Source organism: Alicyclobacillus macrosporangiidus CPP55, from assembly GCF_000702485.1.
GTDB lineage: Bacteria > Bacillota > Bacilli > Alicyclobacillales > Alicyclobacillaceae > Alicyclobacillus_H > Alicyclobacillus_H macrosporangiidus_B.
In genome coordinates this window covers 1,100,376-1,116,020 of sequence record NZ_JNIL01000001.1, presented here as the reverse complement: position 1 = coordinate 1,116,020, position 15,645 = coordinate 1,100,376, and the positions used below count along the sequence as shown (strand labels likewise).

Below are 15,645 nucleotides of genomic sequence, written 5' to 3'. Positions count from 1 at the left end.
GAGCGAATGTATGGACTGGAACAGCAAGATCCGGGAGATCCTCGATTTTCCGCAGCCGGGGATCCGGTTTAAAGACATCACGCCGCTGTTGGCCGACGGGTCTGCGTACCGGCAGGCCATCGACGAACTGGCGTCGTTTGCCCGCGGATTGGGCGCGGAGTTGGTCGTCGGGCCGGAGGCCCGCGGATTCGTCGTGGGGGCGCCGCTGGCCTACGCGCTCGGCGTGGGGTTTGTCCCGGTCCGCAAGCGGGGCAAGCTGCCCCACCGGACGGTGTCGGTGGAGTACGCCCTGGAGTACGGGACGGACATCCTGGAGATCCACGAGGACGCAGTTCGCCCCGGTCAACGGGTCGTGGTCGCGGATGACCTGCTCGCCACCGGCGGGACGATGGCGGCGACGGTGGAGTTGGTCCGCAAGCTCGGCGGCGAAGTGGTCGGCGCGGCCTTCTTCATCGAACTCGGCGCCCTCGGCGGGCGTGCCCGCCTGGCGGGGCTGCCGATCCGGACGTTGATCCGCTACGACTGAACCCGGCCTACCGCGGGCAGGCGGGCACCGAGGAGGCCGGCCGAAGGCCGGGTTTGGACAGGCGTGGAGCCGGGATGGACGGGGGGTGACATGCAGTGGACATCGAACAGTTGTGTGAGAAGGTCGCCACGTACGCCAAGCCGGAGGATCTGGAACTGATCCGGCGCGCATACCGATACGCGGAGGAGGCGCATCGCGGGCAGCTGCGCCGATCGGGGGAGCCCTACATCACGCATCCGATCGCCGTCGCGATGATCCTGGCCGACCTTCGCCTCGACGCGACCACCCTCGCCGCCGCCCTCCTGCACGACGTGGTCGAGGACACCAAGGCGACGGACGAGGAGATCGTGCGCCAGTTCGGTGCCGATGTCGCGGCGCTCGTTGACGGGGTGACCAAGCTCAAACGCATCAAGTTCGATTCCACGGAGGAACAGCAGGCGGAGAACCTGCGCAAGATGTTCATGGCCATGGCCAAGGACATTCGCGTGCTGCTGATCAAACTGGCGGACCGCCTGCACAACATGCGCACCCTCCGCTACCAGCCCCCTGAGAAGCAGCTCAGGACCGCGCGGGAGACCCTCGAAATCTTCGCACCCCTGGCCCACCGGCTGGGCATCTACACGCTGAAGTGGGAACTTGAGGACCTGTCGCTGCGCTACCTCAATCCCCAGCAGTACTACCGCATCGTCAACCTGATGGCGCAGAAGCGGAAGGAACGGGAGACGTACGTCGGCGAGGTCATTCAGGTGTTGCGCGAAAAGCTGCGCGAGATCGACATCCAGGCGGAAGTCTCTGGCCGCGCCAAGCACATCTACAGCATATACCGAAAGATGGTCACCCAGAACAAGGAGTTCAACGAAATTTACGACCTGTTCGCCATCCGGGTGATCGTCGACAGCGTCAAAGACTGTTACGGCGTGCTCGGCATCGTGCACACCATGTGGAAACCGATGCCCGGCCGGTTCAAAGACTACATCGCGATGCCGAAGGCGAACATGTACCAGAGCCTGCACACCACCGTCATCGGTCCGAGGGGCGAGCCGCTGGAGATCCAGATCCGCACCTGGGAGATGCACCAGACGGCCGAGTACGGCATCGCCGCCCACTGGGTCTACAAAGAGGGCGGGCAGAAGGCGGAGGGGAAGTTTGCCCAGAAGCTGGCCTGGTTCCGGGAGGTGCTGGAGTGGCAGCAGGACTTCCGGGACGCGCAAGAGTTCATGGAGACGCTGAAGATCGACCTGTTCTCCGACGAGGTGTTTGTCTTCACGCCCAAGGGGGACGTCATCGAGCTGCCGGCGGGATCGGTCCCCATCGACTTCGCCTACCGCATCCACACGGACATCGGGAACCGATGCATCGGCGCCAAGGTCAACGGCAAAATCGTGCCGCTCGACTACCGGCTGCGCACCGGGGACATCGTCGAGGTCCTCACGTCGAAGCACAGCTATGGCCCGAGCCGAGACTGGTTAAAGATCGTCAAGTCTTCGCAGGCCAAGAGCAAGATCCGGGCTTGGTTCAAGAAGGAGAAGCGGGAGGAGAACATCGCCCGCGGCCGCGAGCTGATCGAAAAGGAGCTGACCCGCCAGCGCCTCGAGCCGCACCTGCTGATAACACCGGCGTACATGTCGGACGTGCTGCAGAAGTTCAACTTCTCCAAGGAAGACGACCTGTACGCGGCGGTGGGGTACGGCGGTCTGTCGGCGGTGCAGGTGGCGACGCGGCTGGTCGAGCGGTACCGGCGCGATCACAGCGACGGGCCGCTCGACAAGGTGTCGTTAGAGGCCAGGGAGCGCGGCAAGCCATCGCACAGCGGGGTGCGGGTGCGCGGGGTGGACAACCTGCTCATCCGTTTTGCGCGATGCTGCAATCCGGTGCCGGGCGACGAGATCGTCGGGTTTGTCACGCGGGGCCGCGGGGTGTCGGTGCACCGCGCGGACTGCCCCAATGCGCTGCAGTTGCGGGCCAATGAGGAGCGGGTGATCGACGTGGAGTGGGCGGGCGCGCCAGACCAGTCGTACCCGGTCGACATCGAATTGGTGTCGATGGACCGGCACGGTCTCATCAACGAGGTGATGAACGCGGTCGCCGAGACGAAGACGGACATCCAGGCCGTGTACGGGCGGGTGGACGACAAGCGGATCGCCCACGTGAACTTAACCGTTCGGATCCGCAACCTGGATCACCTGCGCACGGTCGTCGAACGGCTCAAGCGGATCAAGGACGTGCACAGCGTGCGTCGGCTCGTGCAGTGACGGGCGGGCGCCGCGAGGGGCAGCATGCGCGCGGCGCTGGCGGCGGCAGGCGTGAGGCCGCCGCTGGCAGGCCGGGATGCGTTCGACGGGTGTATGAATGATCGGGGAGGGACGAGATGAGAGCCGTCGTACAACGGAGTGGTCCAGCCTGTGTGCGCGTAGAGGGCGAGGTGGTGGGGCGCGTGGACTTCGGTCTGGTGGTGCTTCTCGGCGTGCGCGCCGGGGATACCGAAGACGACGCGCGCTACCTGGCGGAGAAGATCGCGCACCTGCGGGTGTTCGCCGACGCGGAGGGGAAGATGAATCTCGACGTGCGCGAGGCGGGCGGATCGATCCTGTCGATCTCGCAGTTCACCCTGTACGGGGACGCGCGCAAGGGCCGGCGCCCCAATTACATGGAGGCGGCCCGCCCGGAAGAGGCGGAACCGCTGTACGAGCAGTTCAACGAATACCTGCGCGAGTGGGGCCTGCGCGTGGAGACCGGCCGGTTCGGGGCGATGATGGAGGTCTCGTTGGTCAACGACGGGCCGGTCACCATCCTGCTCGACAGCCAGCGCCTGTTCTGACGCGGCCGGGCGGCATTCAAAGGAGGGACAGGGATGCGCATTCGCTCATTTGTCATCAGCCCCTTTGGCTCCAACTGTTACGTGTTGGCGGAGGCCGACGAGCCCGGTGCCCGGGCGGTGATCATCGATCCGGGCGACACGGCGGTGACGCCGGTGCTGGCGTTCATCGAGCAGCACCGGTTGAATGTGGAGGCGATTTGGAATACACACGCGCACGTCGACCACGTGATGGGCGTGGACGTGGTGCGGGATCGACTCTCCGTTCCGGCGTGGCTGCACAGGGCGGACCTTCCGGTGTGGGAAGCGATGCCGGAGTCGGCGCGGCTGTGGATGAATCAGGAGGTTCCTCCGCTGCGGGCGCCGGACGCCTTCTGGGAGGACGGAGACGTCGTGACGTTGGGAGACCTGCGTTTCACCGTCTGGCACACGCCGGGCCATTCGCCGGGCAGCGTCTGCCTCATCGGAGATACGGTGGCGTTCACCGGCGACACCCTGTTCGCCGGGACCATCGGCCGCACCGACTTGCCCCTGTCCGACCCGGCCGCGATGGAGCGCTCGCTGCGCCGGCTGCAGGGGCTGCCGGATGCCCTGGCCATCTATCCTGGCCACATGGGGACATCCACCATCGGCCGGGAGCGTCGGGCGAACCCGTTCTTCCAAATCAACTGAAACTTATCAATACTATTACATGGCTGCTAACGTTTGACATGCTCCTGACGGTCTTCTAAGATCGGAGTGTTCGCAGAAAGATAGAGACCATCGGGGAGTGAGTCTTTGTGAAACGTTGGACAGCTGGGGTGGTGACCATCGCCGCGATGGCGATGTTGGCAGGGTGCGGCACGGTCGCAGGCAACGCCTCGAATACGGCTGCGAATGCGACCGCCGGCGCCGGATCGTCCGCCGTGACCGACGGTTTGAAACAGACGTTCGTGTCCGTCAACGCGGCGGCGCACGCCGCGATGCAGGACCTGCATCACGGTGCGACCATCAACGGACCGATGGATCAGGTGAAGATCGGCCGCCAGACGTTCGATCTGGTGGCGAAGAGCAAGCAGGATCTCGACACGCTCAAGGCCCGGTACCTGGACTTCTTCACGCCGGCGGCCATCGACGAGATGTTCAAGGACGTGCAGCTGAAAGATGGCCAATACGTGATCTCCGAATCCACAGCGGCGGACGAATGGAACTGGTACAAGGCCAAGGTGTCGGACGTGAAGGATCAGGGGGATGGCACCTATCTGGTGACGTTTGACGTCCCGTCACAGGACGGGTCCAAGAGCGAGAAGAAGCAGGCCCTGATGGCCAAGGACAGCAGCGGCAAGGTCGTTTTCGCGGGCGACAAGTAAGCCGTCGTCCGTTACATGTGTAAGGGCCGCCGGGGGGTTATGCTCCCGGCGGCCTTTTTCCATCCGACAGGCGTATGGGAGCTTTATCGAATCGGATGTCGAATCTTGTGAAGATACTTTGGAGAACAGTCAGCCAGAAGAGGCCATTGACGCTGAGTGGCTGAGCTTGTTGCTGCAAGCCCGAGACCTGGGGATCCCCGTGCAAGAGATCCGCGACTTTTTGCGCTACGCAAGCCATTCCGATGGTCGCGAGCATACACCTTGAAGTCTGTTATAATGGACGCGGACATCACCGTCATCGGACAAAGAGGAGATTTGTTCATCCGTTTGTTACGCGGCCCGACGGCGTGGAACAGGCGGATTTTTGTTGGAGGGAGCCCTGTGTTCAGCGTGTTGGCGAAACTCGGCTGGTTTTTCCGGGCAAATTGGGGCAGGTACACCATTGCCATCGGCTTCTTGTTCATCCTCAACTTCGTGGAAATCGCACCGCCCAAACTGATTGGCGACGCCATCGACGCGATGAGCCAGGGCACCCTCACTCCCGGACGGCTCGCCGGCATCCTCGGCCTGTACGCGCTGGTGATCCTGGTGTCGTACACCATGAGTTACACCTGGTCGTATCAACTGTACGGCGGCAGCCGAATGCTGGAGCGAACCCTGCGGCATCGCCTGATGCGCCATTTTCTCGACATGTCCCCACCGTTTTTCGAACGAAACCGAACCGGAGACCTGATGGCGCGGGCGACCAACGATGTCTTGGCGGTGTCCCAGACGGTCGGTTTCGGCATGCTGACGTTGATAGACTCCACCACTTTCTCGGCCACGATCCTTGTGACTATGGCTGTGTGGACCAACTGGAAACTGACCCTCCTGTCCTTGTTGCCGCTGCCCGTCATCGCGGCCTTGGTCACCCAGTATGGCAAGGTGGTGCACAGACGGTTCACGGAGGCACAAGACGCCTTCGGCGACATGAACGACCAAGTGTTGGAGACTGTTTCCGGCATGCGCGTGCTGCGCGCCTTCGCGCAGGAGCAGGCAGAGCAGGAACGGTTTGAGCGCGTCAACGAGGCGGCTTATCGGAAAAACGTCGCGGTGGCGCGCGTCGAAGCCCTGTTCGATCCGACGATCAAACTGCTGGTGGGCGCCAGTTACCTGATTGGCCTGGGCTACGGCGGCTATCTGGTGTTTCGCAGCGAGTTGACCCTGGGCCAGTTGACGGCGTTCAACGTGTACCTCGGCATGCTGATCTGGCCGATGCTGGCCATCGGCGAGCTGATCAACATCATGCAGCGAGGAAACGCTTCTCTGGACCGCGTCGAAGAGACACTATCCCATCCGCCGGACGTGCGGGACGCGGACGATCCGGTCGAGATCGCGGTGCCGGAGGAGATCGTGTTCGATCACGTCACCTTCCGGTACCCGTCTTCTTCCGTCGACAACCTGAAGGACGTGACGCTGTTGGTCCGGCGGGGGCAGACCATCGGCATCGTGGGGCGTACAGGCAGCGGGAAGACCACCCTCCTGCGCCAACTGCTCCGCGAGTATCCCCCGGGACAGGGCGCCGTCCGTATCAACGGCGTGCCGTTGACCCGCATCCCGTTCGAGCGACTGCGCGCGTGGATGGGCTACGTCCCGCAGGAGCCGACGCTGTTCTCCCGGTCGCTGGCCGACAATGTCCGCTTCGGTGCGCCGGATGCCAGCCGGGAAGCGGTCATCGCCGCCTTGGAGATGGCCGGATTTGGCGAGGATCTGGCGGCACTGCCCGACGGGATCGACACGATGGTGGGGGAGCGCGGGGTCACGCTCTCGGGCGGCCAAAAGCAGCGGATCGCACTGGCTCGGGCGCTGATCCGGAAACCGGAGATCCTGATCTTGGACGATGCTCTGTCGGCCGTGGACGCCCGGACGGAGGCCCGCATCCTGGCCAATATTCGCAGCCTGCGGCGTGGGCGCACCACGTTCATCGCCACACACCGCATGCCAGCCGTGGAACACGCCGACTGGGTGGTGGTGCTGGAGGACGGGCGGATTGTGGAGCAGGGGACGCCGCAGCAGCTGCTCGCCCACCCGGGCAGCTGGTTTCGCGAACAGTACCACAGGCAGCAGGCGGAGCAGTCGGAATCCGGTCCGGCGGACGAACCGGATGATCCGTGCGGCGCTGCGGGCGACGGGGCGAGGGATGGAGAACGATGACGGTGTGGAGAAGGCTGGGCGCCTACGCGTGGTCGCACCGACGCGTCCTGGTGGCGGCTTTGGCGATGCTGGCTTTGGCGGTGGTCAGCGAGTTGACCGGGCCATTCATCGCGAAGCGGATGATCGACGTGCACATCTCCGGGGTCGAACAGCCCTGGTACGAGGTCTCCGGACCCGCGCCGCAGGCGGTCATGTACCGGGACCACTGGTACGCGCGCGCGGATGAGTGGCCGGCGGGTGCGCCGCATGGCGGAGAGGTCCGCATTCTCCAGGTGGGGCGGGCGTTTTACTTCGTGCCGCAGGCCATCTCGTCGGATGGAGAGCGGTCGGTGGCGGACGGCCGGATCCGGGTGCAGCGACAGGGACAAGTGGAAGAGGCGCCTGCGGTGCGGCTGTCGGCGGCGGACGTGTTCGCCTTCTATCGCCCGGAGGTGCCCGCCCTGTGGCGGTTGGCGCTGGTGTACCTGGGGCTCCTGGCGGTGTCAGCCGTGTTCACCTACGGCCATCAGCTGCTCCTGCAGGTGATGGCCGGCCGCGTGCTGCAACAGCTGCGCAGGGATGTGTTCGCCCATATTCACCGGCTGCCGATGCGGTTTTTTGACACGACACCGGCGGGGCGGGTGGTCTCTCGCGTCACCAATGACACGGAGACCATCCGTGACCTGTTCGTCACCGTGCTGGCCAACGTGGGATCGAGCGCCGTGTACCTCGCGGGGATCTACACGGCCCTGTTCCTCCTGGACGTTCGCATGGCGCTCATCTGCCTGCTCCTCTTGCCCCTGTTGGCGGGGTGGATGGTACTCTACCGCCGGATGGCCGGGGCCATCAACCACCGCATCCGGGCGTTGGTGGGGGAGGTGAACGCCATGATCAACGAGACCATCCAGGGGATCTCTGTGATTCGCGCGTTTCACCGAGAGCGGCGGACGTTGGCCGAGTTCGACGCGATCAACGGCGAATTGTTCCGCCAGCAGACGCGACTGTTGAGGATCAACTCGGCGACGGGGTGGAACCTGGCGGGGACGCTGCGCAACCTGTTTTTCGCCGCGTTGATCGCTTATTTTGGCTGGCGGACGGTCCATCGCGCGAGCCTCATCTCGTTCGGAGCGCTGTACGCCTTCATCGACTACCTGACACGGCTGTTTCAGCCCGTCACCCAGGTGGTCAACCAGTTGGCCAACCTCGAGCAGGCTCGGGTGTCTGCAGAGCGGGTGTTCGCCCTGCTCGACGAGCCCGAGGAAGACGGCGTGTCCGGCGAGCTGCCGAGGGTCCGAGGGCACGTGGTGTTCGAGGACGTGTATTTCTCCTACGACGGGCGGCGGGACGTCCTGAAGGGCATCTCCTTTGAGGCCCGTCCGGGGCAGACGGTCGCCTTGGTGGGCCACACCGGATCGGGCAAGAGCTCCGTGATGAATCTGCTGTTCCGGTTTTACGAACCGCGCGCCGGCCGCATTCGCATCGACGGCCGGGACCTCTGCACCATGCCCCGGCAGGCGCTGCGGCGACAGATGGCCATCGTACTGCAGGACCCGTTTCTGTTCACCGGCACCATCGCCTCCAACGTGAGCCTGGGCAATCCGCACATCTCCCGTGCGCAGGTGGACGATGCGCTGCGGGCGGTGGGTGCGGATCGTCTGCTGGGACATCTGTCCAAAGGATGGGACGAACCGGTGCACGAGCGGGGCAGCACATTGTCATTGGGGCAGCGCCAGCTGATCTCGTTCGCGCGGGCGCTGGCCTGCCAGCCGGCGATCCTCGTCTTGGACGAGGCGACGGCGAACATCGACAGCGAGAGTGAGGCGGTCATCCAGGAAGCGCTGGAGGTCCTCAAGCGCGGCCGGACCACCTTCGTGATCGCCCACCGGCTGTCGACTATCCGCAATGCGGATCTCATCCTGGTCCTCCACCAGGGGAGGATCGTCGAGCGGGGCACGCACGACGAATTGATGGCGCTGCGCGGGCGCTACTTCCGGATGGTGCAGACTCAGACAATGGGCGCGCCCGTGGCCGATTGAGGGCGCGACGAGAGCGATTCAGCCGTTTCAGGGTATGGCAAGGGGAGATGCGGGCATGACGGCGCGCGAAGCGATCCTGGCGCTGGATTTGGGGACCACGGTGTGCAAGGCCGTCCTCTTCAGTCAGGCGGGGGAGGTGCTGGCGTCGGCGGAACGGAGGCTCGAGATGCGACGGACCGGGGACGGCGGCGCGGAACAGCACCCGGAGACCTGGTGGTCAGCCGCCACCGCGGCCGTCGGAGCCGCGGTGGCCAGTGTCCCGCAGGTCTCGCTGGCGGCGGTGACCTTGTGCACGCAGCGGGAGACCCTGGTGCCCATCGATGAACGGATGCGCCCGCTCCACGACGCGATGCTCTGGCTGGACGCCCGGGGGGCGGACCTCGCCGTCCGCTGGCGTGAGCGATACGGTCCTGCTCTTCAGGACTGGACAGGCCTGGTGCCGGGAGCTCCGTACAGCGCTGGCAAGATCCACTGGTGGAAGCAGCATCGGCCGGATGTGGCTTCGCGGACGCGCTGGTACCTTCAACCGAAGGATTACCTGGTCTACCGCTTGACCGGCCGTGTGGCGACCGATGTCACCCTGGCCGCGCGGACGCTCCTGTACAATCCCCGTCTTCGCGCCTGGCAGCCTGAGCTGTTGGCCGATCTCGGCATCGAGGAACACCAGCTCCCGCCGGTTTTGACACCGGACGAATGGGTCGGGGAGGTCACCAGGGAAGCGGCGGAGGCGTGGGGGATTCCGTCCGGCACCCCCGTTCTCCTCGGCGGTGGGGACCGCCCGTGTGAGGTCTTGGGATGCGCTTTGGCGCCCGGCGAGGTGATGGAGTCGAGCGGCACCACCAGCAACATGGCCGCGGTCACCGGAGATCCCCGTCCGGGTCATCCCGCCGTATCTGCCACGCCGCACGTTGTGCGGGGGCAATGGGTGTGGGAGCTGGGGCTGGCGGGGACGGGCGCCGGGCTGGAGTGGCTCGGTGCCTGGGTGGTGCAGGCGCCGCACGGCTGGGCGGACCTCGACCGCCGGTTGTCCGCATCGCGGCCGGGCGCGGGAGGACTGCTCGCGCTGCCGTTTTTCCTCGGTGCCCGGGCGCCGCGCTGGAGCCCCGAGGCAAGGGGCGCCCTGGTCGGTCTGCGCGGGACACAAGCCGGTCCGGACGTCGTCCGGGCCGTGGCCGAAGGGCTGGCGTACGAACTCAACGCTGCGCTGGGCGCGCTGCGGGAGGCGGGCATCCGCGTGGAGGCGGTCCGGGTGACCGGCGGTCTCGCGCGCAGCGGCGCTTGGAACCGGATTAAGGCGAGCGTGTACCGATGCCCCGTGCGCCAAGGCGAGGTGGCGTATGGGGCGGCTTTCGGCGCATTCCTCCTGGCGGCGCACCGGCTTGGTTGGCCGGTGGACGACAAGACGACCCGGCGCTGGAACCCGGTGGTCCGCGAGTACCTCCCGGATCCGGCGTGGGTCCGCGTGTACCAGACCGGGTATCAGTTGTACGAAGAGGTGTACCGCCGGCTCTCGCCTGTCTTTTCAGCGCTGGACGGGTACCGGCGACTGTCGGAGGAGGCCGCACCACAGAACCCCACGGATGCCCTCATTCCGGATGACGGATTGTGTTGAGGACGACAGGTCGTTTGGTTAGAATGAGCCAAGAGGCAACGGGCCGCGGGAGACCGCGGCGGGAGGAGGAGGACATGCTGGGGGAGGTCCGCCAGAGGCAACTGCTCGACCTGTTGATTCGGCACAAGTCCGTCCGCGTGCGGGACCTGACGGCCGCGTTCGGTGTGTCGGAGGAGACCATCCGGCGCGACTTGAAGAAGCTGGAGGCGGAAGGCCTCGTTCGGCGCACCCACGGCGGCGCCATTCTGGTCGAGGACGTGCACGTCGTGCCGCCTCCGCAGGTGCGCGCCCGCCAGAACCTCGAGGCGAAGCGGCGGATCGCGGAGCGGGCGGCGTCTCTAGTTCCGGAGCGAGCCACCGTCATGCTGGACAACGGATCGACGACGCTCGAGATCGCCCGCCGGCTCGCCGACCGGCCGGTGACGGTTGTGACGAACGATCTCGCCATCGCGATGGAGCTTTCCGGCTCCTGGCAGGCGCAGGTCATCGTCCTCGGCGGCATGCAGCAGAAGGGCACCCTGACGCTGGTGGGCCCCGAGTGTGAGGAGACCATCCGCCGCTACCACGTGGACGTGGTGTTTCTCGGCGCGGGCGGCATCAGTGTCCGGCAGGGCCTGACCACCGCTTCGAGCGCGGAGGGCCCGGTCAAACGGGCGATGATGGCCGCCGGGGAGCGGGTGTACTGCGTGGCCGACCGCAGCAAGATCGGGCGCGCCGCGTTGGTTTCGTACGCGCGGCTGGACGAGGTGGACGCCATCCTCACCGACGCCCCGCCGAACGCCCCGGGAGGTCCCGGTGGCTCAGACAGCGCGCCGGACGGCGAGGTGGTGAAGGTTTCCGGCGATCCGGATCTGGAGACACTGGCCCGGAACGGGGCCAGGTTTTTGTTCGCCTGATGCGACCCCCGTGACCGCACGAGGGTCTCTGGTTTTTCTATTGACTGAATTTGTGGCAAAGGTATAGAATGCGCTTGAAATCCAACACAAGCCAACAGGGGGATGCGCCATGCTGTTGATCCGCGCGCAGGAGACGAGCGGTTACCGGGAGGTGGTCGGCCGCGATAACGCGGCTGGCCTGCGTTGGCTGCGATTCGGATTGATGGAACTGGAGCCGGGCCAGGCCTACCGCGGGCACACGGCGGACGAGGAGACGGTCTTGGTCCTGCTGCGGGGCCGCTGCGACATCGAGGCCGGAGGCGAGACGTACGCCGGCCTGGGGCGGGAGGACGTGTTCGCCGAGCGCGCCACCGCGGTGTACGTCCCGGTGGACGCCCCGTTTGCGGTGGTCAACACTGGGGACGTCCGGCTGGAGGTGGCGGTGTGCACGGCGCCGGCCAGCGAGCGGCACCAGCCATTCATCGTCCGCCCCGACGAGGTCCTGGTCAAGACGGTGGGGCGCGACAATTTCGAACGCCAGGTGCACGACATCGTGGTGCAGAACGCAGAGGGACGCGTCCACCGCATCATCGTCGGCGAGACGTTCAATCCGTCCGGGAACTGGTCCAGCTATCCGCCGCACAAACACGACGATTACCAGCCCGGGGTGGAGGCCCGCATGGAAGAGGTGTACCACTACCGCCTGAGGCCGGAGCAGGGGTTCGGCCTGCAGGCCATCTACACCAGCGACCGCTCCCTCGACGAGGTGTACCGCGTCCAGCACAAGGACACGTTCCTCATCCCGCGCGGGTACCATCCCGTCTGCGCCGCCGCCGGGTACCAGCTGTACTACCTGTGGGTGATGGCAGGGGATATCGATCGCGTCATGATCCCGCACGACGATCCGCTGCACACCTGGGTGCGCCAGTGACCCGGGCGCGCGTGGAACGCCTGCGCGCGGCGCTCGCCGCGCGCGGGCTTCAGGGCGTGGTGGTCACCAGCCAGGCGACGCTGGCCTGGCTGTTCGGCGGCCGGTTCCACGTGAACGTGGCCAGCGAGTCGGGCCTCGCCGCTGTGCTGGTGGACCAAGCGCGCGTGGCGTGCCTGGTCAACAACATCGAGGCCCGCCGGCTCGAGGAGGAAGAAGGGCTTGTCGCCGACGAGTGGCACGTCTTCCCGTGGTACGACGAGGCGGAGCGGCAACGGCGGCTGGCCGCGTGGCTGGCGAGCCCGGGCGTGGTGGCCGAAGCGGAGGTGGCCGGCGACATCCGGGCGTTGCGCGCGCAGTTGGACGAGGAGGCCCAGGCCGCCCTGCGCGCCCTGGCGCGGGATGCGGCCACGGCCGTGGAGGAGGCGTGCCGTGCCCTGCAGCCGGGGGATCCCGAGTGGGCTGCGGCGGCGGCGATGGCGCGGCGTTGCCTGGCGTCCGGGGCGGAGCCGCTGGTCCTGCTGGTCGCCGGTCCGGACCGGGCGGTCCGGCATCGCCACCCGCTGCCGACCGGATCGCCCGTCGGAAATTGCGCGCTTCTCTCCATCGGTGCCCGCCGGGCGGGTCTGGTGGTGTCGGTGACGCGCATGGTCGCATTCGGGCCGGTTTCGGACGAATTGCTCGCCCGGCACGACGCGGTCGTCCGCGTGGACGCAGCCATGCTCGCAGCCTCAAGGCCGGGAGCCACCCTGGCCGAGGTGTTCCAAGCGGCCCAGGCGGCCTACCGGGCAGTGGGATATCCAGACGAGTGGCGCCATCACCACCAGGGCGGCTTGGCGGGGTACCAGTCGCGCGAGCGGCGGGCGGATCCCACGGCGGATGAGGTGCTGCAGGCGGGGCAGGCGGTGGCGTGGAATCCCACCATCGCCGGTGTGAAATCGGAGGACACGGCGCTGATCGGCCCGGACGGCATCGAGATCGTCAGCGACACGGGGCGATGGCCGACGGTTTCCGTGGAGGCCGGAGCGCGCCGCATCGCCAGGCCGGCGCTGTGGGTGCGATGAACCGTCCGGGCCGTCAAGCCGAGAAACGGAGGATGTGCGGATGTTGCTGAACCGACAGGCGGTGGAGGACGGGCGGATCCCGGTGCCGGAGGCGGCGCGGCGGGCACTCTCCTATCCCGAACGGGTTCTGCAGGTGGGCGAAGGGAACTTTCTGCGCGGGTTCGTCGACTGGCTGATCCACCAGCTGAATGTCCACGGGCTGTTCAAGGGCCGGGTGGTCGTCGCGGCGCCGCGGCCGACGGGCGCCCGGAACGTCGCGCGCCTCAATGCGCAGGACGGCCTCTACACGGTGTGGCTGCGCGGGTATGCAGACAGCCGATTGGTGGATGACCGCGAGGTGGTGACCTCCGTCAGCCGGGCCATCGATCCGCACGCAGACTGGGCCGCCTTTCTCGCCTGCGCCGAACAGCGGTCCATCGAGGTGGTGGTCTCCAACACCACCGAGGCGGGGCTCCGGTACGAAGCGGAGCCGTATCCGGCCGTTGCGGCCCCCGCGACCTTTCCGGCCAAGCTGACCGCATACCTGTACCGCCGGTTTCAGGTCTTCGCGGGCGATCCCGCCGCTGGGCTCACGGTGATCCCCTGCGAGTTGGTGGACGACAATGGACAGGTGCTGCGCGACCTGGTCCTGCGCCACGCGCGGGCGTGGTCCCTCGGCGATGCGTTCGTGGAGTGGGTGGAGACGGCCAACCACTTCTGCAACACCCTGGTGGACCGCATCGTCACCGGGTTCCCCGCGGAGCTCGGCGACGCCGAGCGGTTCGCCGCGCTCGGGTACGAGGACCGGCTGCTGACCGTGGGGGAGCCCTTCCACCTATGGGCCATCGAGGCGGACGCGCGCCTTAGGTCCCTGTGGCCGTTCGAGCGGATCGGCCTGAACGTGCGGTACACGGACGACGTCACCCCGTACCGCGTGCGCAAGGTGCGGATTCTCAACGGAGCCCACACGAGCCTCGCGCCGGTGGCGATGGCCAGCGGCCTGGCCACCGTGCGAGAAGCGGTGGAGGACCCGGACATCGGCCAGTTCGTGCACCACCTGGTGGAGGACGAACTGGTGCCGGCCGCTGCGGCGGAGTTGGGAGATCGAGCGGAGGCGGAGGCCTTCGCCATGGCGACGCTGGAGCGCTTCCGGAATCCGTTCATCCGCCACGAACTGCGCGCCATCCAGCAGCACTGCCTGGCGAAGGCGAAGGTCCGGCTGGTGCCGGCCATCCTTCGGCACGCGCAGGCGCACGGCGAAGCCCCGCCCTGGCTGTCGCTGGCGTGGGCATTCCTGCTCCTCGACTTCCACCCCGAGGCAGCGGGCGAGGCGGCGGAGAACGATCCACACGCACAGCGCGCCCTGCGGGACACCTGGCGTGCCGAAGCGGACGTGGGCCTGCAGGAGGCCGTGGCCGGCCTGCTGGGGCTGCGTGACGTCTGGGGCGTTGATCTGAACGCCGTGCCCGGTTTCACGCAACGGGTCGCCGCTGCGGTACAATCGATTCGAGAGCACGGCCCCCGTCCCGCCCTGCGGGCGTGGATGGAGGCGCATGCGGGAGGAGAGGCGAAATGAACCAGGTCCTGGAGCGATTGTGCGAAGGCGGTGTGGTGGCGATCTTCCGGCGGGTGGATCGCCGGCACATCCACCCCCTTGTGGAGGCGGTCGTGAAAGGCGGCGTCCGGGCGGTGGAGCTGACGGTCGACTCGGACGGGGCCTACGAGACCATCCGGGCCATCCGCGATGCGGCCGGAGCGGATCTGTTGGTCGGCGCCGGCACGGTGATGGAGCCAGAACAGGTGGAGCGCGCGGTCGAGGCGGGCGCCGATTTCCTGTTGAGCCCGCACTTGGACGTGGCGTTGCTGTCGAGTGCCGAGCGCCTCGGGTGTCCGTTCATCCCCGGTGTCACGACGCCCACCGAGATCGTCCAGGCCAGGCGCGCGGGCGCAGAGGTGCTGAAACTGTTCCCGGCAGGACCGCTCGGGCCGGCCTATCTGAAGGACCTGCTGGGGCCGTTCCGCGGTGTGGCGTTCTTGCCGACGGGCGGGATCACGCCGGACAACGCGGCGGACTACATCCGCGCGGGCGCACCCGCGGTAGGAATGGGCAGCGCCTTGGTCGATCCCGCCGACGTCGCGGCGGGCCGATGGGAAGCGGTGACGAATCGCGTGCGGGCGCTCGTCGATCGGGTGCAGGCGGCCAAACGCGGCCTCACCCTTTGAGCCTCAGGCGGCGCACCCCGGCGGTGCGATGGCATGGCGTGTGGGTGCGACGAGAGAATCGTCTTG

Annotated in this window: 13 protein-coding genes; all 13 read left to right on the top strand. The window is 66.9% G+C overall.

The genetic code is table 11. The features are described from left to right. The first annotated feature begins 10 nt into the window (after window positions 1-10). The 13 genes from N687_RS0105850 (at window position 11) to N687_RS0105785 (ending at window position 15,579) form a co-directional block, all read left to right on the top strand. The gene (locus tag N687_RS0105850; RefSeq protein WP_029420966.1) at window positions 11-526 is read left to right on the top strand and encodes an adenine phosphoribosyltransferase; all 516 of its coding nucleotides are present in this window, start codon (window positions 11-13) and stop codon (window positions 524-526) included. A 95-nt stretch (window positions 527-621) separates the two neighbouring features. Further along, window positions 622-2,778 (top strand): RelA/SpoT family protein, encoded by a 2,157-nt coding sequence (locus N687_RS0105845; RefSeq protein ID WP_029420965.1) that lies wholly within the window; start codon window positions 622-624, stop codon window positions 2,776-2,778. A gap of 116 nt (window positions 2,779-2,894) precedes the next feature. Beyond that, window positions 2,895-3,344 carry a D-aminoacyl-tRNA deacylase gene (gene dtd, locus N687_RS0105840; RefSeq protein ID WP_029420964.1) on the top strand — a complete coding sequence of 150 codons (450 nt, stop codon included), beginning with the start codon at window positions 2,895-2,897 and terminating at the stop codon, window positions 3,342-3,344. Window positions 3,345-3,377: 33 nt separating this feature from the next. Further along, window positions 3,378-4,013: an MBL fold metallo-hydrolase gene (locus tag N687_RS0105835; RefSeq protein WP_029420963.1), complete on the top strand. Its 636-nt coding sequence runs from the start codon at window positions 3,378-3,380 to the stop codon at window positions 4,011-4,013. A gap of 107 nt (window positions 4,014-4,120) precedes the next feature. Next, complete coding sequence (locus tag N687_RS0105830) at window positions 4,121-4,690, top strand: hypothetical protein (RefSeq protein WP_029420962.1); 570 nt, start codon at window positions 4,121-4,123, stop codon at window positions 4,688-4,690. A gap of 381 nt (window positions 4,691-5,071) precedes the next feature. Next, the gene (locus tag N687_RS0105820) at window positions 5,072-6,883 is read left to right on the top strand and encodes an ABC transporter ATP-binding protein (RefSeq protein WP_081841647.1); all 1,812 of its coding nucleotides are present in this window, start codon (window positions 5,072-5,074) and stop codon (window positions 6,881-6,883) included. Next, window positions 6,880-8,898, top strand: a complete 2,019-nt coding sequence (locus tag N687_RS0105815; protein WP_029420959.1) for an ABC transporter ATP-binding protein — start codon at window positions 6,880-6,882, stop codon at window positions 8,896-8,898. Before N687_RS0105820 ends, N687_RS0105815 begins: the two co-directional genes overlap by 4 nt. A 55-nt stretch (window positions 8,899-8,953) precedes the next feature. After that, window positions 8,954-10,510, top strand: a complete 1,557-nt coding sequence (locus N687_RS0105810) for a xylulokinase (protein ID WP_029420958.1) — start codon at window positions 8,954-8,956, stop codon at window positions 10,508-10,510. 74 nt (window positions 10,511-10,584) lie between these two features. Next, window positions 10,585-11,406 carry a DeoR/GlpR family DNA-binding transcription regulator gene (locus tag N687_RS0105805; RefSeq protein ID WP_051662991.1) on the top strand — a complete coding sequence of 274 codons (822 nt, stop codon included), beginning with the start codon at window positions 10,585-10,587 and terminating at the stop codon, window positions 11,404-11,406. Window positions 11,407-11,515: 109 nt separating this feature from the next. Next, a complete protein-coding gene (gene iolB, locus N687_RS0105800; protein ID WP_029420956.1) occupies window positions 11,516-12,316 on the top strand; it encodes a 5-deoxy-glucuronate isomerase in 801 nt (266 codons plus the stop codon). Further along, on the top strand, window positions 12,313-13,377 hold the full coding sequence (locus N687_RS0105795) for a M24 family metallopeptidase (protein ID WP_029420955.1): 1,065 nt from the start codon (window positions 12,313-12,315) through the stop codon (window positions 13,375-13,377). Before iolB ends, N687_RS0105795 begins: the two co-directional genes overlap by 4 nt. A gap of 40 nt (window positions 13,378-13,417) precedes the next feature. After that, on the top strand, window positions 13,418-14,932 hold the full coding sequence (locus tag N687_RS0105790; protein ID WP_029420954.1) for a tagaturonate reductase: 1,515 nt from the start codon (window positions 13,418-13,420) through the stop codon (window positions 14,930-14,932). Beyond that, window positions 14,929-15,579, top strand: coding sequence for a bifunctional 4-hydroxy-2-oxoglutarate aldolase/2-dehydro-3-deoxy-phosphogluconate aldolase (locus N687_RS0105785; RefSeq protein WP_029420953.1), 651 nt, complete (start codon window positions 14,929-14,931; stop codon window positions 15,577-15,579). Before N687_RS0105790 ends, N687_RS0105785 begins: the two co-directional genes overlap by 4 nt. The last annotated feature ends 66 nt before the right edge of the window (window positions 15,580-15,645 follow it).